The sequence below is a fragment of the Devosia sp. LjRoot16 genome (genome assembly GCF_964252795.1).
Classification (GTDB): Bacteria; Pseudomonadota; Alphaproteobacteria; order Rhizobiales; family Devosiaceae; genus Devosia_A.
Genome location: NZ_CAXUPH020000007.1, coordinates 251,311 through 272,306 on the forward strand (window position 1 = coordinate 251,311; position 20,996 = coordinate 272,306).

At 65.2% G+C, this 20,996-nt stretch carries 20 protein-coding genes and 1 pseudogene; 7 read left to right on the top strand and 14 right to left on the bottom strand.

Going from position 1 to position 20,996, the window contains the following annotated elements:
* Positions 1-65: 65 nt before the first annotated feature.
* The 3 genes and pseudogenes from ACSQ23_RS27615 to ACSQ23_RS27625 all read right to left on the bottom strand — a co-directional run bounded on the left by ACSQ23_RS27615 (position 66) and on the right by ACSQ23_RS27625 (position 1,777).
* Positions 66-977: an integrase core domain-containing protein gene (locus ACSQ23_RS27615; protein ID WP_436092612.1), complete on the bottom strand. Its 912-nt coding sequence runs from the start codon at positions 975-977 to the stop codon at positions 66-68.
* Positions 978-1,029: 52 nt separating this feature from the next.
* Positions 1,030-1,269, bottom strand: a pseudogene (locus tag ACSQ23_RS27620) (helix-turn-helix domain-containing protein); the annotation flags it as partial.
* A gap of 148 nt (positions 1,270-1,417) precedes the next feature.
* On the bottom strand, positions 1,418-1,777 hold the full coding sequence (locus ACSQ23_RS27625) for a c-type cytochrome domain-containing protein (protein WP_436092613.1): 360 nt from the start codon (positions 1,775-1,777) through the stop codon (positions 1,418-1,420).
* 245 nt (positions 1,778-2,022) lie between these two features.
* On the opposite strand from ACSQ23_RS27625, the gene ACSQ23_RS27630 reads away from it, so the two are divergent.
* Complete coding sequence (locus ACSQ23_RS27630; RefSeq protein WP_055883510.1) at positions 2,023-2,607, top strand: hypothetical protein; 585 nt, start codon at positions 2,023-2,025, stop codon at positions 2,605-2,607.
* A gap of 217 nt (positions 2,608-2,824) precedes the next feature.
* Here ACSQ23_RS27630 and ACSQ23_RS27635 read toward each other — a convergent pair whose 3' ends face one another.
* The 11 genes from ACSQ23_RS27635 to ACSQ23_RS27685 form a co-directional block, all read right to left on the bottom strand.
* Entirely contained in the window at positions 2,825-3,190 is a 366-nt protein-coding gene (locus ACSQ23_RS27635; RefSeq protein ID WP_055883506.1) for a winged helix-turn-helix transcriptional regulator, read from the bottom strand.
* 62 nt (positions 3,191-3,252) lie between these two features.
* Positions 3,253-3,606 carry a monovalent cation/H(+) antiporter subunit G gene (mnhG, locus tag ACSQ23_RS27640; protein WP_436092614.1) on the bottom strand — a complete coding sequence of 118 codons (354 nt, stop codon included), beginning with the start codon at positions 3,604-3,606 and terminating at the stop codon, positions 3,253-3,255.
* Positions 3,603-3,884, bottom strand: coding sequence for a K+/H+ antiporter subunit F (locus ACSQ23_RS27645; RefSeq protein WP_056004181.1), 282 nt, complete (start codon positions 3,882-3,884; stop codon positions 3,603-3,605). The genes mnhG and ACSQ23_RS27645 overlap by 4 nt, the downstream gene beginning before the upstream one ends.
* Positions 3,881-4,366, bottom strand: coding sequence for a Na+/H+ antiporter subunit E (locus ACSQ23_RS27650; protein ID WP_056004184.1), 486 nt, complete (start codon positions 4,364-4,366; stop codon positions 3,881-3,883). Before ACSQ23_RS27650 ends, ACSQ23_RS27645 begins: the two co-directional genes overlap by 4 nt.
* Positions 4,363-5,952 carry a monovalent cation/H+ antiporter subunit D gene (locus tag ACSQ23_RS27655; RefSeq protein ID WP_244488576.1) on the bottom strand — a complete coding sequence of 530 codons (1,590 nt, stop codon included), beginning with the start codon at positions 5,950-5,952 and terminating at the stop codon, positions 4,363-4,365. Before ACSQ23_RS27655 ends, ACSQ23_RS27650 begins: the two co-directional genes overlap by 4 nt.
* Complete coding sequence (locus tag ACSQ23_RS27660; protein WP_055883493.1) at positions 5,952-6,287, bottom strand: Na+/H+ antiporter subunit C; 336 nt, start codon at positions 6,285-6,287, stop codon at positions 5,952-5,954. Before ACSQ23_RS27660 ends, ACSQ23_RS27655 begins: the two co-directional genes overlap by 1 nt.
* Positions 6,278-9,157: a monovalent cation/H+ antiporter subunit A gene (locus tag ACSQ23_RS27665; RefSeq protein WP_436092615.1), complete on the bottom strand. Its 2,880-nt coding sequence runs from the start codon at positions 9,155-9,157 to the stop codon at positions 6,278-6,280. Before ACSQ23_RS27665 ends, ACSQ23_RS27660 begins: the two co-directional genes overlap by 10 nt.
* Before the next feature lie 323 nt (positions 9,158-9,480).
* Entirely contained in the window at positions 9,481-10,461 is a 981-nt protein-coding gene (locus ACSQ23_RS27670; protein WP_055883486.1) for a sugar phosphate isomerase/epimerase family protein, read from the bottom strand.
* Positions 10,462-10,505: 44 nt separating this feature from the next.
* A complete protein-coding gene (locus tag ACSQ23_RS27675) occupies positions 10,506-11,978 on the bottom strand; it encodes an FGGY family carbohydrate kinase (protein ID WP_436092616.1) in 1,473 nt (490 codons plus the stop codon).
* Complete coding sequence (locus tag ACSQ23_RS27680) at positions 11,975-12,928, bottom strand: transketolase family protein (RefSeq protein ID WP_436092617.1); 954 nt, start codon at positions 12,926-12,928, stop codon at positions 11,975-11,977. The genes ACSQ23_RS27675 and ACSQ23_RS27680 overlap by 4 nt, the downstream gene beginning before the upstream one ends.
* The gene (locus ACSQ23_RS27685; RefSeq protein ID WP_436092690.1) at positions 12,928-13,680 is read right to left on the bottom strand and encodes a transketolase; all 753 of its coding nucleotides are present in this window, start codon (positions 13,678-13,680) and stop codon (positions 12,928-12,930) included. The genes ACSQ23_RS27680 and ACSQ23_RS27685 overlap by 1 nt, the downstream gene beginning before the upstream one ends.
* A gap of 308 nt (positions 13,681-13,988) precedes the next feature.
* Between ACSQ23_RS27685 and ACSQ23_RS27690 the strand changes: the two genes are divergently transcribed.
* The 6 genes from ACSQ23_RS27690 (at position 13,989) to ACSQ23_RS27715 (ending at position 20,844) form a co-directional block, all read left to right on the top strand.
* A complete protein-coding gene (locus ACSQ23_RS27690) occupies positions 13,989-14,828 on the top strand; it encodes a DeoR/GlpR family DNA-binding transcription regulator (protein ID WP_436092618.1) in 840 nt (279 codons plus the stop codon).
* Between the two features lie 403 nt (positions 14,829-15,231).
* Positions 15,232-17,139, top strand: a complete 1,908-nt coding sequence (locus tag ACSQ23_RS27695; protein ID WP_436092619.1) for an ABC transporter substrate-binding protein — start codon at positions 15,232-15,234, stop codon at positions 17,137-17,139.
* Between the two features lie 75 nt (positions 17,140-17,214).
* Positions 17,215-18,216 carry an ABC transporter permease gene (locus ACSQ23_RS27700; RefSeq protein ID WP_055883475.1) on the top strand — a complete coding sequence of 334 codons (1,002 nt, stop codon included), beginning with the start codon at positions 17,215-17,217 and terminating at the stop codon, positions 18,214-18,216.
* On the top strand, positions 18,213-19,118 hold the full coding sequence (locus ACSQ23_RS27705) for an ABC transporter permease (RefSeq protein ID WP_436092620.1): 906 nt from the start codon (positions 18,213-18,215) through the stop codon (positions 19,116-19,118). The genes ACSQ23_RS27700 and ACSQ23_RS27705 overlap by 4 nt, the downstream gene beginning before the upstream one ends.
* Positions 19,115-20,026, top strand: a complete 912-nt coding sequence (locus ACSQ23_RS27710; protein ID WP_436092621.1) for an ABC transporter ATP-binding protein — start codon at positions 19,115-19,117, stop codon at positions 20,024-20,026. Before ACSQ23_RS27705 ends, ACSQ23_RS27710 begins: the two co-directional genes overlap by 4 nt.
* Complete coding sequence (locus ACSQ23_RS27715; protein WP_436092622.1) at positions 20,023-20,844, top strand: ABC transporter ATP-binding protein; 822 nt, start codon at positions 20,023-20,025, stop codon at positions 20,842-20,844. The genes ACSQ23_RS27710 and ACSQ23_RS27715 overlap by 4 nt, the downstream gene beginning before the upstream one ends.
* Positions 20,845-20,996 lie beyond the last annotated feature (152 nt).

Genomic DNA, 20,996 nt, shown 5'->3' on the forward strand with positions numbered 1-20,996 from the left:
CACTGATCGTAAGCGGACTGGGCAGAGGCCAGAGTTTGTGTGAGCAAGCGGGAAGATCGCTGACACTATTGTCCGGATACATCGCTGACAGTTTTCACGGTGTTGGGGGCTGGTCGAGCTGGTCCGAACCTTGAGAGTTTCTGGGTGTAGCGGTCGATGAGGACGAGGGGCACGTTGGCGAAGCGGACCAACCAGTGTCCGTCGTCACGCTCGGTGATGCCGACGACCTCACCAATGAGGGCCTCGGAGACGAAGATCATTCCGCCACGCCACCTGACCTCGCCGCTCGCTCGTACCCGGCGAACCTGCTCGTGCGGCCCATAGGAGGGATCCTCAAGTCGCTCGCAGAACGGGCGCGGGGAGTCGCTGTAGAGCTCGGCCGGCGGTCTCTGGTCGAGCGCCTCATGGGGGCGCTCGAAGTTGTACTCGTGCCGGAAGGCCTCGAACCGGCGCTGTTGCTGGGCTGCCGTATCGGCCGGTGGATCGCAGGTCTCAGCCTTCAGGGTGCCGTGCATACGTTCGTGCCGGCCGTTCTGTTGCGGCTTGCCCGGATAGATCCGTTCCAGGTCGATCCCCATCTTGACCCAGCGCGCCGATAGCCGGGTCAGTCCGCCTGCGCCGGTAGAAGCGAAGGGTGAACCGTTGTCGGAACGCATGGCCTTGGGCAGACCGTGCTCGCGGAACAATCGGTCGGTGACCTTGCTGACCGCCTCGGTGACAGGCTCGATGATCTCAAGCCCCAACAGGTATCGACTACGGGCATCGCTCACCGTCAGGGGATCGCAGCGCGTGCCGTCGGATGTGCGGATCCAGCCCTTGAAGTCGATGCACCAGGCGTCGTTGGCAGCTGCCACTTGGGCAAAGGGCTGCTCGATCGTCAGCGCTCGCCGGCGTCGGCGACGCGGCTGGCTCAGTCCCTCGCGACGCAGCAGATCGGCAACCGCTCGGCGCCGGCCACGGCCAGTCCGGATGCTCACGGCTCAGTATCGCCAGCAGCTTCTTGGGTCCCCAATAGGGCTTGCGCAGGCGAGCCTCGATCAGTTCAACCACCACATCGGCCGGCGTCGCTCGGCCATGATGGTGCGGTGCCCGCGAGCGCTCCTCAAGCCCACCGGCGCCTTCCTCAGCAAAGCGCCGCTGCCACTTGTAACCGGTCTGTCGGCTGATGCCGTAGCGCTCGCAAAGAACGCTCATCGGCTCATCGCCAACAAGGCAGTCCGCCACGAACTGCACCTTCGCATCCATCACTGACGTCGCTTCCCACGGCATCGACAGGTCCTCCTGTCAGCCATGTATCCGGACTAAACTGTCAGCGATCTATCCGGATCGGACCGGGGCACCCCCCTCCCACCACGCTTTCGCGTGGTCCCCCCTCCCCCGTAAACGGGAGAGGGTGCGCCGACTGCACGTTCCTCGGCTACTCCTCCGGCATCCCCGCCTCCACCCAGCGGACGAACAGCGCGATCTGCTCCTCTGCCAGCGGGTAGCTCAAGAACGGCATGCGCGGGGTGCTGATGCCCTTGAGCCGGCGGACCAGCTCGCTCCCTTCGGGGTCGCCCGGCAGCAGCACCGGGCCATCCTTGCTGCCGGCGATCGCCAGGGCGTAGCTGTCGAGGCGCAGGCCTTTCCCGGCGCCCTGGGCGGAATGGCACATCACGCAGTGCTTGGTGACGATGGGGTTGATATCTGCCCAGGTCGGCGGCTGGCCCACGGCTTCTGCTGCCGCTGCCGCCTGGCTGAAGCAGATCAGGAGTAGAGCGACAAAAGTCCGCTGCATGGTGGCGACCAAAGTCAGTGTTCGAACGAGGCGGTGAAATCATCCTGGCGCATAATCACTAGCACATCCTCAGTCACAGCGCGCGAAGTGCATCGCATGGTTGCGAAATGGTCTTGGTAAATACGTGTCATCGCTGATGAATCTGGCATCAGCTGTTACTGGATACGCTTGTTAGCGGCGTGATATGCTGCCTTCCTCGCAGCCGCCGGCCGCCCGCCTGCGGCGTCTCGCGTGGGAGGAAGAACATGAGAAGACTGGTTCTGCTTGCACTGGCTGCTTCGTTCTGCCCGATGGTTGCGTCGGCCGCCGATGTCAGCCTCGACGACATGCGCAAGGCCGTGGACAAGTACAAGGATGTGAACGTGGCGCTGGCGGATGGTTACATCCTGCCCGAAAATCACTGCGTGTCGGCCGCCAATTCGGGGTTGCCGCCGGAACTCGGCGCCATGGGGCTCCACTACATTCACCCGGGCCAGCTCGAGATCACTGGCACCGCCCCCAAGGTCGACGGCAAGAGCACCTATACCGACTGGATGAAGCCCTCGGTGCTGATCTATGAGCCGCAGGCCGATGGCACGCTCGAACTGGTGGCGGTGGAGAACCTGGTGTTCCAGGCGGCCTGGGATGCGTCGGGCAAGACCGAGGAACTGGTGCTCAACGGGCGCGCCTGGGACCACATGGCCGACGACCCGGCGACCGCCGGCGACGAGGCGCATGGTTTCATGCCGCATTACGACCAGCATGTCTGGCTCTACCGCACCAACCCGGCAGGCGACCTGATGCCGTTCAACCCGGCGGTGACCTGCGACCACGCTGAACACAAGATGTGATGGTGGTCTAGGCGCGGAAATCGGCAGTCGGGACTCCCTCTCCCGTTTACGGGGGAGGGGGACCACGCGAAAGCGTGGTGGGAGGGGGGTGCCCCACGCATTGATCGTAAGCGGACGGGGCACAGGCCAGAGTCTGCGGCACCCCCCTCCCACCAGCCTTTCGGCTGGTCCCCCTTCCCCCGCAGGCGGGAGAGGGTCGCCGACTGCGCCGCTGGTGCTAGATCGAAGCCGAAGTCTCAGCCCGTTCGGCAAACTGCCGGCGCGCCGTCGCAATACGGTCGCGGTTGTTCAGCGCGATCGAGCCCAGCCGTTTGACCCCGCCGACCAGTTCCTCGCCCAGCTCGGTGAGCTCGTATTCGACCCGCGGCGGGATGGTGGCGAAGGCGGTGCGCTCGACGAAGCCGTCGCGCTCCAGTTCCCTGAGCGTCGCCGCCAGCTGCTTCTGGGCCACGCCGCCGACATCGCGGGCGATTTCGCCGAAGCGCAGCCGGCCGGTTTCCAGCGCCACCAGCACCGGCACGGTCCAGCGCGCGCCGGTCAGGTCGAACACTTCGCGGACGATGGTTGCGTCTGGCTTGGTCATTTTCGGCACCTCGATTCACGACCGAAGTACCTTGCATCGGCAAGCTTGCGACAGGCTTGCAGTCAGTCCTTTGCCTCGCCGGAAGGGGGCGTTCCGTCCCTCGCTTCCTCAATCCTATCGCGGAACAGCGTCGCCCGCGCCAGCAGCATGAGCGTTACCGGCGTGGTGACGGTGACGAACAGGAAGATCACCAGTTCGTGGATCACCAGGCGCTGTTCCGTCACCGTGAAGAAGATCGCTGAAGCCAGGAGGATCAGGCCGCCGCCCATGCTGGTGCCCATGGTGGGGGCGTGGATGCGACGGTAGAAATCGGGGAAGCGGACGAGGCCGAGGCACCCGGCCATGGTGAGGCCGGCGCCGACGACGACGCAAACCGAGACGAGGATGGCAAGCCAGAGCGGCAGCTCGTCGATCATTCGATCACCTCGCCGCGCATCAGGAACTTGGCCAGCGCCACCGTGCCGACGAAGCCGAGCAGGCCGATCAGCATGGCGAGCTCGAAATAGATCGTAGAGCCGGTGCGGATGCCGAGCGTCACCAGCAGCAGCAGGCCGACGACATAGAGCGCATCGAGCGCCAGGATCCGATCCTGGGCGCGGGGGCCGCGCACCATGCGGTAGAGCGTTGCCAGCATGCAGACGCCCAGCATCAGCTGGGCGGCGAGGAGGCTCCAGTCGAGGATCATCTGGCTCATTGAAAAATCTCCAGCAACAGCCGCTCGTAGCGGTGCCTGACGGTGGCGATCCATTCGTCCTTGTCGGCGAGGTCGAGCACGTGGATCAGCACGGTGTTGTGCTCGCCGTCATATTCGAGCCAGGCGCTGCCCGGCGTCGCGGTGAGGAGGCAGGCCAGCACCGCCAGCCCGAACTGGTTGGTCAGCTGCAATTCCATCTTGATGAAGCCCGCCGAGGGTTCAGCCCTCGGGTTGATGAGGATCAGCAGCACCGCGATGTTGGAGCGGATGATGTCGATGCCGGCCACCGCCACCAGCTGCAGCAGGCTGGTGAGGCCCCGGAAACGCACGCGCCCGGGCAGGATGGCGCTGGCGGCGAGCGCGGCGGCAACAGCAACGGCGCCACCGAGCAGGATCTGGCCCAAGCCGATCGATTGCTGCAGCACCAGCCACATCAGCAGCAGCAGCGCGGCGAGAACCGGATAGGGGAGCAGGCGCTTCATGGCGCAGTCCCCATGGGCAGCACCACATCCATGTAGCCCTGCGGCGAGTGGATGAATGCCGCCGTCTCGGCGAAGAACGCCATCGCCGGCCCGGCGGCCAGCGCCAGCAGCACGCAGAGCGCCAGGAGCGCGACGATCGGGACGATTTCGGCAGTACGGACCCGCGGGACGTCGCTGTCGGGCAGCGAGGTCCAGAAGATGTTGATGCCGTTGCGCACCATCGCCACCAGCACCAGGAACCCCGAGCCGATCAGCGCCGCGATGAACCACCAGGTGGCGGCAGTCGGGCCGGCGCCGAGCGCTGCCGAGATCATGGCGAATTTCGAGACGAACCCGGAGAGCGGCGGCAAGCCGGCCATGATCAGCGCAGCAATGGCGAAGCACCAGCTGACCAGCGTCGCGGCGCCGGGCAGGGTGCGGCTGACCTCGTCGCTGTCATCGGGCGCCTCTTCCTCGTCGCCGTAGATTTCGAGCGACACGGCCAGCACCTGGGCTTCGGCCGGCAGGATCTGGTCGATCACATCCTTGAGCAGGAACAACGCCCCGGCCGCGAGGGTGGCGGCCACCACATAATAGAGCGCCCCGCTGGTCACCCCTGGCGCGTTGTAGCCGACGGCGAGGAGGAGCGTGCCGGCCGAAACCAGGATCAGGTAGCTCGCCAGCCGGTCGAGCGCCTTGCTGGAGAGCGCGCCGATGCTGCCATAGGCGATGGTCGCCAGCCCCAGCACCAGCAGCACGTTCTGCCCGAACGCCAGTTCCGGGCCCGAGGCGTTGGCGAAGACCAGGGTCCAGAGCCTGAGGATGGCGTAGAACCCCACCTTGGTCATCACCGCGAACAGGGCCGCGACGGGTGGCGCCGCCGAAGAATAGGTGCGCGGCAGCCAGAAATGCAGCGGCCAGGAGCCGGCCTTGATCAGGAAGGCGACCCCCAGCACCGCAGCGCCGGCATCGAACAGCCCGCGATCATCGGGGGCGATCAGCGGCACGGCGCGGCCGATATCGGCCATGTTGAGCGTGCCGGTGGTGGCGTAGATCAGCGCCACGCCGATGAGGAACAGGAACGAGGCGACGAGGTTGATGGCGATATAGTGCAGCGCCGCCTTCACCTGGTTGCGGCCACCGCCATGCAGCGTCAGCCCGTAGGAGGCGGCGAGCAGCAGTTCGAAGAAGACGAACAGGTTGAACAGGTCGCCAGTCAAGAAGGCGCCGTTGAGCCCCATGGTCAGGGCATGGAACAGCGGGAAGAAGTTGCTGCCGCGGCTGTGCCAGCGCGCCGAGGCATAGAGGAGGGCCGCGAGCGACAGGATCGAGGTGACCAGCACCATCACCGCCGCCAGCCGGTCGGCGACCAAGACGATGCCGAACGGCACCGGCCAGTTGCCGAGCGGGTAGACTGCTGCGAGGTTCCCATCCGATCGCGCCAGCACCACCAGCAAGAGGATCGAAACCAGCAGCAGCACGACGCTGAAGGCGATGTTGAGCCGCACCCGGCTGACGGGCCTGAGGTTGCCCAGCAGCAGGTTGGCGATCACCGCCGCCATCGGCACGAGGATGGGCAGGATGGCGATGTGGTTGAGCTCGGCCATCAGTCGAGCTTCCCATCGACATGGTCATTGCCGGTCAAGCCGCGGGCGGCGAGCAGCACCACGAGGAACAAAGCCGTCATGGCAAAGCCGATGACAATGGCGGTGAGCACCAGCGCCTGCGGCACCGGATCGACATAGTCGGCCGGGTTGGCGTTGGCGCCATCGAGGATCGGCGCCGCATCCATGCGCAGCCGGCCCATGGCGAGGATGAACAGGTTCACCGCGTAGGAGATCAGCGACAACCCGATGATTACCTGGAAGGTGCGGGGGCGGAGGATCAAATAGACCCCGGAGGCAGCAAGCACACCGATGGCGGCGGCAAGGATCAGTTCCATTTTGCCAGCCCCTCGCGTTCCCTGGGTTTGGCCGATCCGGCAGGCTTGGGCCGGCGGATCGACTGGTGCGCCAGCGCGATCAGCATCAGCACGGTGGCGCCGACCACCAGGGCAAAGACGCCCAGGTCGAACAGCAGCGCCGTCGCCAGCGGGATTTTGCCGATGAGCGGGATCTCGGCATAGGCGAAAGCCGAGGTGAGGAACGGCGCGCCCAGCGCCATCGCCCCCAGCCCGGTCAGCATGGCGAGCAGCAGGCCCCAGCCGATCCACAGCACCGGCAGGACGCGCAGCCGCTCTTCGACCCAGCGGGTGCCGCGGGCCATGTATTGCAGGATAAAGGCCAGCGACATGATGATGCCGGCGATGAAGCCGCCGCCCGGCAGGTCGTGGCCGCGCAGCAGCATGTAGATGGCGATCAGGATCACCACCGGGAACAGCCAGCTCATGATCAGCGAGGGGATGCGCAGGAAATCGTCGGCGACGCGCTGGCCGTCGGCGCTGCCATCGAGCAGGCGCTGCTGCTCGGGCCGCTCGGCGCTGTCGACGGCCGGCCGGAAGCGGCGCAACAGGCCGAACACGGTGAGCGCCACGACGCCGAGCACGGTGATCTCGCCCATCGTGTCAAAGCCGCGGAAATCCACCAGCATGACGTTGACCACGTTGGTGCCGCCGCCCTCCTTGTAGGCGTTGGCGAGGAAGAACTCCGAGATGCCCAGGGGAGCGTCGCGGGTCATCACGGCGTAGCTCAAGAGGGCGGCGCCCAGCCCGACCAACACCGCGAGGCCGACGTCGCGCAGGCGCCTGAGCCGCATCTTCAGCGTCAGGTCCTCCGGCACCGGCAGGCGCTTGGGCAGCCAGCGGAGGCCCAAGAGGATCAGCACCGTGGTGGCTATTTCGGCGAGCAGCTGGGTGAGCGCCAGGTCGGGCGCCGACAGCCAGGCGAAGGTGATGCAGGTGGCGAGCCCGGCGCCGCCCATCAGGATCATTGCCGCGAGCCGGTGGAACTTGGCCTGCTGTGCGGCGGCGATGGCGCTGATGCCGCCCACGAGCCAGACGAGGCCGAGCACCGGATCGAAGCTTTCCGGCAGCGGCAGGTTGCCCATGCGGGCCCAGCCGGCCGCGACGCCCGCGGCGAGCGCCAGGAGCACCACGATGAAGATCTGCGGCTGCAGCCGTTGCGTGCCGAACAGCTCGATGAAGCTGCGCGCCCATTTGTTGGTGGCGTTCAGCAGCAGGCGTTCGAAGATACGCTGGCCGCGGAAGCGGGTCAGCAAGGGCAGTCCGTCGACATCGCGGAAGCGCCGGTAATAGGGCACGTAGATCACCACGCCGCCGAGCATGGCGAGGAGGCTCATCAGCAGCGGCCAGTTGAAGCCGTGCCAGACTGAGAGGCTGTAATAGGGCGTGTCGGGCCCGAGCACCGACTGCACTGCCGCGGCGAGGAACGGCCCGATGGTGATGCCGGGGATGATGCCGACGGCGAGGCAGACCACTACCAAGAGTTCCATCGGCCGCCGCATCAAGGCCGGCGGTTCGTGCGGCACCCGGTCGAGTTCGGTTGGCGGTGGCCCGAAGAACACGCCATGCACGAACTTGATCGAGTAGGCGACGCTCAGCATGCCGGCAATGGTCGCGCCGATCGGCAGCGAGTAGTTGACGAAGATGTCGGGGTGGAACTCCGCCGTTTCGGTGAAGAACATTTCCTTCGACAGGAAGCCGTTGAGCAGCGGCACCCCGGCCATGGCGCCGCAAGCGATGATGGCGAAGGTGGCGGTGAACGGCATGAACCGCCACAACCCACTGAGCTTTCGCACGTCGCGGGTGCCGGTCTCGTGGTCGATGATGCCCACCACCATGAACAGCGAGGCCTTGAAGGTGGCGTGGTTGGCGATGTGGAAGATCGCCGCGACGGCAGCGAGCGGCGTCCCCATGCCGAGCAGCGTGGTGATGAGGCCGAGGTGACTGATGGTCGAATAGGCGAGGAGGCCCTTGAGGTCGCGCTGGAACAAGGCCGCGGCAGCCCCGAAGATCAGCGTCGCGAGCCCGGTATAGGTGACGATGGCGAACCAGAGCTCGGAATCCGACATCACCGGCCAGAAGCGGGTGAGGAGGAACACGCCGGCCTTCACCATGGTCGCCGAGTGGAGATAGGCCGAGACCGGGGTTGGCGCCGTCATGGCGTTGGGCAGCCAGAACTGGAACGGGAACTGCGCGCTCTTGGTGAAGGCGGCGAGCAGGAACAGGATCAGCGTCACCGGGTAGAGCGGGCTATCGACCAGCGTGCTGCCCGAAGCCAGCACATCGTCGAGCTCGTAGCTGCCCACGATATGGCCGATGAGCAGCATGGCGACGAACAGCGCCAGCCCACCCATGCCGGTAACGATCAGCGCCATGCGGGCGCCATCGCGCGCATCGCCGCGGTGGTACCAGTAGCCGATGAGCAGGAACGAGACGAGGCTGGTCAGCTCCCAGAACACAGCGAGCTGGATGATGTTGCCGGAGAGCACGAGCCCCAGCATCGCCCCCATGAAGGCGAGCAGCAGCGCATAAAAGCGCGCCACCGGATCCTTGGGCGACATGTAGTAGCGCGCATAGAGCACGACGAGCAGGCCGATCAGCGTGATCAGCACGCAGAACAGCCAAGCGAGGCCATCCATGCGCAGCGTCAGGTTGAGCCCGAGCTGCGGGATCCACTCGATGCGGTAGACCAGCGCGTCGCCCGCTGAAACCTGCGGGAACAGCAGCAGGGTGACGAGGAAGAGCAGGGCTGCGACGCCGCCGGTGACATACACCGCTCCTGAGGATAATCGACCCTGCAGCGCATAGGCGAGGACGCATGCCAGAAATGGCAAGGCACACAATGTTCCCAATGCGACGTCAGGCGAAAATCCCGGCAGCGTCCCGTCCCCAGCTCAGTGTGTGCATCGGGTATAGGTGGCGTCGAGGCGGTTGGAAAGTGCCCCATTTGTCGGTGCGGCAGCTTGTCCGATTTGGGACCCGGAACGGGCTTTGCGGCAGGCACAAGCTATCCTACCCCACCGGTGTCATCCCGGCGAAAGCTGGGACCCATCTACCCACTTGCGCTGCGGCGAGTTGGGTCCCAGCTTTCGCTGGGATGACACCGAGTTTGGTGAAGCGGCAGTGGCTCACAGAGCGTGCGGCCACAGCTCACCAACGACAGCGGGTTCCGGGTCTAAAACGCCCCGAACAGCGCCTTCTGTGCGATGCGGAGCGCAGAGATCGCGTCGTGGTCTTCCTGGGCCTTGCGCAGCGCCTTCAGATCCAGCGCTTCCAGCCCGCGGTCTACCGCCTTGAGGAAGTCGATGGCGTGGTCGGCGGTCTGGACGCTGTCTTCGCGGAAGGGGAACTGGTCGAGTTGCCAGACGCCGTCCCACTTGTTCTTGCGCAGGACATGGAAGAACTCGAACAGCTCGATCGGGTGGAGGCTGCCGGCCACCAGGTCGTCGTCCCAGGAGCGGTAGTTGTCGTTGACATCCATGCCGAACAGCCGGCCGTAGTCGATGGCCATCTGGGCGGAGTCTGCCGCCGATTCGCCGCCGAAGATGGCGTGGCCGAAATCGAGCAGGATGCCGACATTGGGGAGGCCGATCTTCTCGATGCCGAGCAGCGTCCGCGCCAGCGAGTCAAAGCTCATATGCACGCGCGGCTCGCGCGGCTTGTATTCGATGACGAACTTCAAATCCGGGTTCTCGCTGGCGAGGCGGCCAACGCCATCGAGCGAGTTCTTCCACAAGGTGCCGTGGTCGACCTGGAACGGGTAATCCCAACCGTCCTGGCCGGGCCAGAGCTTGACGTACTCGGCGCCGAAAGCCCGCACCACGCCGGCGGCTTCGGTGATCAGTTCGTGGGCGCGCTGGCGGATGCCGGGGTCGGGGTTGGTGAAGGCGCCCTTCCTGAACTCGCGGGTGTAGATCTCGGGGGTGATGCCGATGACGCCAAGCTTGTTGCGGTCGAGCGCCGTCTTGATCTCAGCGTTGCTGAATTCGCCGCCGAAGAACGGGTAGTTGATGTCGACGACGCTCAGGTCGCGCACCTTGCCGGCGAGGTCGATGGCCTCGATGACGTTGCGCGGCTCGCCATAGCCGTCGGTCGCATAGCGGTCGACATAGGTGGCAAAGTGCCAGATGCCGGCTCCGAAGCGCAGCTTGCTCATCTTGTTGTTCTCCCTCGTTTGTTGCTCCGCCCGGGGCGGTTGGTTCAGGTGATGGGGTCGCGCTGCAGCACGCGGCCGACGCCGCTCAGCCAGCCCGAGAGCGCGGCATTGCGCTGCGCTGCGGACATTTGCGGGGTGAATTGGCGTTGCGCCTTGGTGGCCCGTGTGGTGTTGCGGCCGAGGCCCGTCGCGGCGAGCAGCGCGGCGCCGGCGGCGCTGACTTCGGGCAGCTCGCCGCGCAGCACCGGGCGGCCGAGCAGGTCGGCCTGGAACTGCAGCAGCATGTCGTTGCGCGCCGCGCCGCCATCGGCGGAGAGCCGGGCCAGCGGCTGGCCGAGGTCGGTTTCCATGGCGGTGAAGACGTCGCTGACCTGGAAGGCGATGGCCTCGACGGCGGCGCGCGCCAGGTGCGCCGGGGTGGTGCCGAGCGCCAGGCCCGAGATGCTGCCGCGGGCGTCTGGATCCCAGTAGGGGGCGCCGAGCCCGACCAGGGCCGGCACGAAGATCACGCCATTGCTGTCGGACACGGTAGCGGCCAGTGCGGCGACGGCGGCGGGATCGGCAAGGCCGAGCAGGCTTCCCATGAAGGCGACGGCCTGGCCGGAGACCGAGATATTGCCCTCGAGCGCGTAGGCGACGCCGGCGCTGGTGCTCCAGGCGATGGTCGAGGAGAGGCCGCTGCGGCTCATGATGCGGCCGGTGGTCAGCGTCATCAGCGACGAGCCGGTGCCGTAGGTCGCCTTCACCGTGCCCGGTTCGCGGACGCCGTGACCGAACAAAGCCGCATGCGAGTCGCCGATCATGGCGTGGATGGGAGTGCCGGCGGCGAGTGCCGAAACACCCGCGGCCACGGTGCCGAAGGCGCTGTCCGAGGGGCGGACTTTTGGCAGGAGCTCAAGCGGCACGTTGAAGATGCGGCCGAGCTCTTCGTCCCAGGCCAGCGCCTCGGTGTTGAACAGCTGGGTGCGCGAGGCGTTGGAATGGTCGGTGGCGTGCTCGCCTCCGGTCAGGTTCCAGAGCAGCCAGGCGTCGATGGTGCCGGCGCGCAAACTCCCGGCTGTGGCAGCCTCGCGAGCGCCGGAGACATGGTCGAGGATCCAGGCAAGCTTGGCTGCCGGGAACAACGGATCGATGCCGAGCCCGGTGCGGGCTTCGATCAGCTCGCCATGCCCGGCGGCGCGGATGGCGGCGCAGGCGGGGGCTGAGCGGCGGCACTGCCAGAGGATGGCCGGAGCGATGGGCGCGCCGGTGCGGCTGTCCCACACCACGATGGTTTCGCGCTGGTTGGAAATCGCCAGCGCGTCCAGATCCGGCCCGACCTTGGCCACTACCTCGGCGATCACGTGCGCGACGCTCTGCCAGATGTCGGTCGCCGATTGCTCGGCCCAGCCGGGCTGTGGATAGCTGACCGCCATCGGCACCGAGGCACTGGCAACCACCCGCCCCTCGGCGTCGAACGCCAGAGCTTTGGTGTTGGTGGTGCCCTGGTCGATGGCGAGGATCAGCCCGTTGCTCATTTGCGGGCGAGGAGCTGGCGCGCCGCGTCGGCGATGCCGGCGGCGTTCAGATGGAAATGCTCGAGCAGCCAGTCGGCCGAACCGGTAGGCAGGAACCCGGGGAAGCCGAGGATGCGCATCGGCACCGGATCGTGCGTCGCCAAGACTTCGGCCACCGCACCGCCGAGGCCGCCGCGCACCGAGTGCTCTTCGACGGTGACGACGGCGCCGGTCTTTGCCGCTTCGAGAATGGTTGCCTCGTCGAGCGGATTGACCGTCGACATGTTGATGACCCGCGCGGCGATGCCGTCGGCGGCGAGGGCTTCGGCCGCGGCCAGCGCCCGGTGCACCATCACGCCATTGGCGATGATGGCGAGATCGTTGCCGTCGCGCAGGGTTTCGGCCTTGCCGATCTCGAAGCGCGCGTTACTGCGCGGCAGGTCGGGCACCGGCATGCGGCTCACCCGGATGAACACCGGGCCATCGAGCGCCGCCGCGACGCGGATCGCCTGCTCGGTTTCCCAGGGGTCGGAGGGGACGATCAGCGTCAGGTTGTTGAGCAGCCGCAGCCAGGCCATATCCTCGATGGAATGGTGGGTCGGGCCGAGCTCGCCATAGGCGACACCGCTCGATTGGCCGATCAGCTTCACGTTGACATTGGTGTAGGCGATATCGGCCTTGATCTGCTCCATCGCCCGGGCGGTGAGAAAGCACGCGGCGGCGGAAACGAAGGGGATCTTGCCGCCATTGGCGAGGCCGGCGCCCACTGCCACCACGGTCTGTTCGGCGATGCCGACATTGACCATGCGCTCGGGCCAGCGCTTGCGGAAATTGACCAGCTTGGACGAGCCGACGCTGTCGCTCACCACGGTGACGATACGCGGATCGGCTTCGGCCAGTGCCTCGACGGTTTTCGAGAAGGTATCGCGGCAATCGTGCCAGCCGGCAGGGGCAGGGGCGGCGGCGCTCATCAGGCGAGTTCCCGCATGGCTTGCTCGTACTGTTCCTTGTTGGGCACTCCGTGGTGCCAGGCGACGTTGTCGTGCATGAAGCTGACGCCCTTGCCCTTGAAAGTGTTGGCGATGACGCAGAGCGGCTTGCCGCGGCCTTTAGGCGACTTGCTCAGCACCTCGTAGAGGGCGCGGTGATCGTGGCCGTCGACCACCTCGACATGCCAGCCAAAGGCGCGCCACTTGTCGTCGAGCGGGTCGAGGCTGGCGGTTTCCTCGGTGCGCGCCCCCTGTTGCAGCCGGTTGCGGTCGATGATCAGCGTCAGGTTCTCGAGCTTGCGGTGACCGGCGGTGAGCGCTGCTTCCCAGTTGCTGCCTTCCTGCAACTCACCGTCGCCGGTGAGCACGAAAGTGCGGAAATCGGCATTGTCGATCTGGCCGGCAATGGCGATGCCGACGCTGACCGGCAGGCCATGACCGAGCGGGCCGGTATTGGTCTCCACGCCTGGCAGGTAGTTGCGGTTGGGGTGGCCGTTGAGCAGCGACAGCGGCTGCATGTAGGTACTGAGCTGCGCTTCCGGGAAGAACCCGGCGGCGGCCAGCACGGCATAAAAGGCACCGGTGCAGTGGCCCTTGCTCATCACGAAACGATCTCGCGCCGGGTTGCGTGGATCGGCGGGGTCGTGGCGCAGCACGCCGAAATACAGCGTCGCCAGCACGTCGGCGGCGCTGAAATCGCCACCGGGGTGACCCAGTTGCGCCTCGTAGACCATCTGGAAACTGCGCCGGCGGATCCACAGCGCCTTGTCGCGGATCAGCGCGACCGGATCGTTGCGAAGTTCGGCGGAAGCCGGGAACGTCAAAACTGCCTCCTCCAGCATTCGGGGTAGGCGGGCTTGCTGCCGCTGCCTCCCATGCATCTTGCTGCGACAACTAACCGATTGTTTGCCGCTCGTCACTATCGAAAATTTGCGAATGGTTTCGTTTGGCATATAGTCGCTAGATATCCGAAGTGTGCGGGTTGCGGAAAACCCGGCCGCCACGGTAATTTGCCAGAGGTCAGCAGAGGCGCGCCTGAGAGATGAACGAGCAGAAAAGCATCCGCCGGCAGGACCGCAAGGCAGGCGGCGGCGTCGACGCCGGCACGCTGAGCGGACTGTTGGCCGAGCCGCGGCGGCGCAAGATTCTCGAATGGCTGCAGGAAGAGGGCAGCGCCCGGGTGCGCGACCTCTCGGCTGCGTTCGAAGTCAGCGAAGCGACGATCCGGCAGGATCTCGAACGGCTGGAGGCCGACGGCTACATCACCAGGGAGCATGGCGGCGCGTTCCTCAAGACACTGCCCCGGCAGGTCGAGACGCTGAGCCTGCAACACCTTGAGAACATGGACAAAAAGCGCAGGATCGGGGTGCGGGCCGCATCGCTGGTCGGTGATGGCGAGACGATCATCCTCGATGCCGGCTCGACCACCACCGAGGTCGCGCATGGGCTGTTGCAGCGGCGCGAGCTGACGGTGATCACCAACGCGCTCAACATCGCGCTGATCCTCGGCGCGGTGCCGGGCTTTGCCGTGCATATGCCGGGCGGCCAGTTCAAGGCGCCGACCCTGTCGCTCAGCGGCGACAAATCGGTGGAGTATTTCCGCGATATCCTCGCCGGCAAGCTGTTCCTCGCCACCGCCGGCGTGTCGCTCGAGGCGGGACTCACCTATCCGAGCTTTGCCGACCTGCAGCTCAAGCAGGCGATGATCAAGGCGGCGCAGCACGTCTACCTGGTGGCGGATTCGACCAAGATCAACCGCACTTCGTTCACGCGGCTTGGCACTTTGGACGTGATTCACTCGTTTATCACCGATGACGGGATCCGCGATGAGGATGCCCGCGAGTTCGAGCGCCGCGGCATCGAGCTGATCATCGCCCGCTGAAATAGTATAAACCTGCCAGTGCCTTAGTCTCGCTGCTCCAGCGTCAACCGTTGGGGCAGGGAGCTGTCACGTGCTGTCGAACCGGCCCGGATCAGCGCCGCTTGCTGGCGATCTCGACGAAAAACGGCATTGACTTGCCTCAGATACCTCCGTAATCCTCATTAATCGCAAACAAAGCGAAACAGACAGAACTCGTCTGTTTGCGATGTACCTCAGGTGCAGGTTGCGCCTGGGTGCAGGGGAGCAGGTGAGGAGCCCTTCGATTACGGCGACTGATGTCCAGGCGGCTTGCAGCCGGCTGACGGGCACGGCTGTGCGATGGCCGACCACCGCGAGGTTCAAAATCCCGGATGCGACTGCCGAGACCCGGCGGCGATCGGGGCACAAGAGGAGGACACGGACAATGGTACGGCTTGGCCGATACGTGCTGGCCCCGCTGGCGGGGCTGTTGCTGGCAGGCGCCAGCTACGCGCAGGAAATGACCGATGTGGGCACGCCCCGCAACGAGACGCTGATCGTGCAGACCTTCGACGGCAAATCGGCCAACCCCGATGTGCAGAACCCGCTCAACCAGTATGCGATCTGGCGCGGCTTCCGCGAGCTGGGCTGGAGCTTTCTGTGGGAGATGGATACGGCGACCGGCCAGTCCTACCCCGAGCTCGCTGCCGGCCCGGTGGAAGTGCTCAACCCCGAGCACACCAAGTTCCGCATCAAGATCCGCCCCGGCGTGTTCTGGAGCGACGGGGTGGAGTTCACCGTCGACGACCTGATCTACACGCTCGATACGTCCTTCAAGTACAAGGACAAGCTGACCTTCGTCGCCCGCACCACCAATTACGTGAAAGAGGGCAGCTGGTCCAAGGTCGACAACTACACCATGGATATCGAGACTGCGAACCCGGCCTATGATTTCCAGACCGTGCTCGGCGTCTATACCTGGGGCTCGCTGTTCGTGCCGGTGCCCAAGCACATCTTCGAAGGGCAGGGCGACAATGTCGTCACCTTCAAGAACACCAATGCGGTGACGCTCGGGCCCTACAAGATCAAGGAGTTCGACCCCAACGGCTTCTGGCAGCTGTGGGAGTTGCGTGACGATTGGCAGCGCTCGGGCTGGGGGAACCTCGGCACGCCGAAGCCGAAATACGTGCTCTACAAGGATTTCGGCGCCGAAGAGACGCGCACCCTGGCGTTCGTCCAGAACCAGTATGACGTCGACACTTTCATGAGCCCGGATTCGATTGCCGCCGCCAAGGCGCGCAACCCGGCGATCGAAACCTTCTCGCCGACGCTGCCGTACCACGACATGAATGACGCCTGTGCCTACGGCGTCTATTTCAACCAGCAGAAGTCACCCTATGACCTGCCCGAAGTGCGCTGGGCGCTGGCCCTGACGACCAACCTGCAGCAGGTCGGCATCAGCGCCGTCAGCGGGCAGTTCAAGGCCGCGGCCCTGCCGTTCGCCGACACGCCGATCACCGACCCGGTCTACTACCAGCCGATGCTGGAGTTCCTCAACGGGCTGACCCTCTCGGATGGCTACAAGCCGTTCGATGCCGGCTTCGGCGACGGCATGGTGGCGGCGCTCAAGGCGCAGGGCACCCCCGAGGCGGACCTGCCGACCGGCGAGGCGGTCAAGCAGGGCTTTGGCCAGGGCTGGTGGAAGTACGACCCGGCGGAAGCTGAAAAGCTGCTCGGCTCGGTCGGCATCAAGAAGGGCGCGGACGGCTTTTACACCAAGCCCGACGGCTCGCCGTGGACGCTCGATTTCGTCATCCCGGCCGACTGGAACAAGGTGATGCAGCGCACCGGCTTCTCGATCGCCGACAGCTGGAAGAAGGCGGGGTTCAACGTCACCGCGCGCCAGGCCGACAATGGCGAGTTCACCACGGTGCAGAACACCAACGCCAAGCTCGACCTGATGGTCAACTGGAACATGACCTGCACCTACAACTCCAACTGGTTCAACAGCTGGAACTCGTTCAGCGACACGTTCGTCAAGGCGGTCGACTCCAACGAGCCGCTGCAGGGCAACTTCATCCGTGTCACCGACCCGGCGATCTTCAAGCTGGTGCAGGATAGCAAGGTGCTCGAGATCGGCTCGGAGCCGTTCGTCGCCAACGGCATCGAGATCGCCAAGAAGCTGACCAGCGGCATGCAGTTCATCAACCTGATGAACATCCCGACGACGATCCCGACCAACAACACCTACTGGAAGAACTATCCCAAGCAATCGAACTTCTACGCGGCGCCCTACACCTGGTGGTCGTCGTTCAAGAAGACGATCGTCAACATCGAACCGACCGGCAAGTAGCCGCTGGTCGATGGTGGGGCGGCTTTCCTCCCGGCCGCCCCATTCCCTTTTCTCGTTCTCGGAGCAGGTGGGCCAATGGGTGTCCTGCAATACGTGGCCAAGCGTGTTGGCCTCTATTTCGCGGTCCTGTTCATCGGGCTGACGATCACCTTCCTGTTGCCGCGACTGATGCCGGCCAACCCGATCGACGGCTATATCGGCCAGATCCAGGCACGGGCCAGCGGCGCGCTCACCGCCGATGACATCATCCAGCTGCGCGCCAATCTCGAGCAGCTCTACGGGCTGAAGGGCGACCTGTTCAGCCAGTATCTGAGCTATCTCGAGCGGGTGGTGCTGCACTTCGATTTCGGGCCGAGCTTCACCTATTACCCGCAGCCGGTCAGCCAGATGATCTTCAACGCGCTGCCCTGGACGCTGGGGCTGCTGCTGATCTCGACCTTCATCGCCTGGCTGCTCGGCAACATGGTCGGGCTGGTGGCGGGGTACTTCCACACCAAGAAGGCGGCGACCATCCTCGAAGTGGTCGGGATCCTGCTCTACCCGATCCCCTATTACATCCTCGCCGTCAGCGTGATCCTGCTGCTCGCCTACATCTTCCCGATCTTCCCGCTGTCGCCGACCTTCCCGGTCGGGCAGATGACGCCGCAGAAATTCGGCATGGTGATCTACAACTCGCTGCTGCCGGCGCTGACGCTGGTGCTCGCCGGGTTCGGCTGGAACATCCTCAGTATGAAGGCGCTGGCGGTGGCGACCACCGAGGAGCCTTACGTCACCTATGCGCGGCTGAAGGGCGCCTCGAACTGGACCCGCATGGTGCGCTACGTGTTCCGCAACGCCATGCTGCCGCAGGTGACGGCGCTGGCGCTGTCGCTGGGCACGGTGTTCAACGGCGCGCTGCTCACCGAGATGCTGTTCTCCTATCCGGGCGTCGGGCTGATCATGCGCACCGCGGCGAGCGGCGGCGATTACAACGTGCTTTACGGCGCCATCGCCATCTCGATCATCGCCGTCGCCACGGCGGGCCTCGTCATCGACCTCATCTATCCCCTCCTCGACCCGCGGATCCGCCACAAATGACGACCGAGAGCCCCTCGGCGGCGGGTGCCGCCGCCATTCCCGCCGCCCCGACAGCCAAGCGCCGCGACAGCTTGCTGTGGCTGCTCAACGCGCGGCTCGCCATTGGGCTGAGTCTCGTCAGCATCTTCATCGTCGGCAGTATCGTGTTGCCGTTCTTTGCGCCCGCCGATCCGTCGCTGCAGGCGACGTATTTGAAGAACATGCCGATGTCCTGGGAGCACCTGCTCGGCACCAATGCCATCGGGCAGGACATTTTCTGGTTCCTGGTGTTCGCCATCCGCAACTCGCTGATCCTCGGCGTCTTGGTCGGCGTCGGCGTCACCATCATCTCGACAGCGGTCGGGCTCAGCGCCGGCTATATCGGCGGCAATTACGAGCGCGTGGTGATGCTGGTGGTCGACAGCTTCATCACCATCCCGCTGCTGCCGATCCTGATCATTCTGGGCGCAGTGATCCGCGGCAACAGCTCGTTCCTCACCGTTGGCCTGATCATCGTGGTGTTCGGCTGGGCCTGGGGCGCCCGCACCATCCGCTCGATGGCGCTGTCGCTGCGCGAGCGTGAGTTCATCAACATGGCGCGGTTTTCGGGCGCCAATACCTTCAACATCCTCGTCCGGGAAATCTTCCCTTACGTCTCGGCCTACATGGTGGTGGGGTTCATCAACACCATCCTCTTTGCCGTGAACACCGAGGCGACGCTGGCGGTGATCGGGCTCAGCAAGGTCGAGGTGCCGACGCTCGGCTCGATCATCTTCTGGGCGCTCAACTACAACGCGCTGTTCACCGGCAATTACCCCTGGCTGGTGGCGCCGATCGTCGCCTCGATCCTGCTCTTTCTCGGGTTGTTCCTGACCTCGACCGGCTTCAACGCCGCATTCGCCAACAAGCGGGGTGTCGCATGATCAAGCTCAATGATCTGAAGATCAGCTACCGCATCGGCAACCGGGTGATCGAAGCCGTCAACGGCGTGACGCTGACCATTCCGGACGGTTCGATCGTCGGCATTGCCGGAGAATCCGGTTGCGGCAAGTCCACGCTGATGAAGGCGATCTATGGCGATATCCAATCGCCGATGTCGCTCAGTGGCGGCAGCATCGAATATGGCATGAAGGGTGCTGACGGGCTGCCGGTGAACACCCAGACCATCCGCCGGGAGTGGTTCAAATCGATCTCCTATATTCCACAGAGCTCGATGAACTCGCTGAACCCGGTGATCCGCATCCGCGACCAGTTCACCGATTTCCCCGGCACCGACAGCAACAAGAAGCGGGTGCTGGAGCGGGCGCGGGCCTATATCGGCAAGCTCGGCCTGCCGGCTGAAGCGATGGAGTCCTACCCGCATCAGCTGTCGGGCGGCATGCGGCAGCGCGTGATGATCGCGCTCGCCACCTTCTTCCAGCCCGAGCTGATCATCGCGGACGAGCCGACCACGGCGCTCGACGTGGTGGTGCAGAAGGAAATCCTGCTGCTCCTGATGGAAGTGCAGGAACTGATGGGCAACACCATCCTCGTCGTCTCGCACGACATGGGCGTCCACTACCAGGTCACCCACAAGATGCTGATCATGTATGCCGGCCGGGTGGTCGAGTATGGCGATACCGAAAGCGTCTTCGCCGACCCGCAGCACCCCTACACCAAGATGCTGATCGACTCGCTGCCCACCATTGGCGACGACAGCATGCGCGGCGTGCTGGCCAGCATGGCCGGGGCAGGGGGTGACCGGGCCTATCGGGTGGAGCCGGAGCTGATCGAGGTGAAGCCGGGGCATTTCATGGCGCGACCCAGCCAGATTGTGGGGGCAGCGGCATGACCGTGATCCTGAAGACCGAAGCCCTGAACAAGGTCTACCGGCAGGGCGGCCTGGTGCGCTCGCGGCAGGTCAGGGCGCTGAACGACGTCAACATCAACGTCGAGAGCGACAAGCCGGTGGTGATCGCGGTGGTCGGGGAATCCGGCAGCGGCAAGACCACGCTGGCCAAGACCCTGCTGCGGCTCGAAACCCCGAGCTCGGGCCGGGCCATCGTCTACGACACGGTGGTGACCGGCAAAGGCACGACGCTATCGAAGCAACAGTTTCTCGGGTTGGTGCAGCCGATCTTTCAGAACCCGTTCGAGGCCTTCAGCCGCTATCGGCCGGTCGATGCGTACCTGCATGAAACGGCGCGACGGGTCGGCGGCATGGATGGCGCCCAGGCGGAGGCGGCGGTGGCGGCGGCGCTCACCAGCGTCGGGCTCAAATACGGCGAGGTGCGCGGCAAGTACACCAACCAGTTCTCGGGCGGCGAGCTGCAGCGCATTTCGGTGGCGCGGGCGCTGATCCCGCAGCCGAAGCTGATCGTCGCGGACGAGCCGGTATCGATGATCGATGCGTCGCGGCGGATGATCATCATCAACCTGTTCAAGCAGCTGCGCGACGAAGCCGGCCGGAGCTTTCTCTACATCACCCACGACCTCGCCACCGCCTACTACATCTCCGACTACGTGGCGGTGATGAACAAGGGCGTGGTGGTGGAGTTCGGCCCGGCGCGCCAGGTGATGGGCGATCCGCAGCACGACTACACCAAGCTGCTCTTGAGCTCGATCCCGACGACAAAGAGCCGCTGGCGACCGCGGAAGGTGGCGGCGTGATCTTCGTAGAGGTCAAAAGGCCCCCTCACCCGCCGCTGCGCGGCGACCTCTCCCCCCAGGGAGAGGTGGGAGGGAGGCACCATCTCGCCCCCATCGTCACCTCTCCCTGGGGGGAGAGGTCGGCCCGAAGGACCGGGTGAGGGGGCCTTTTT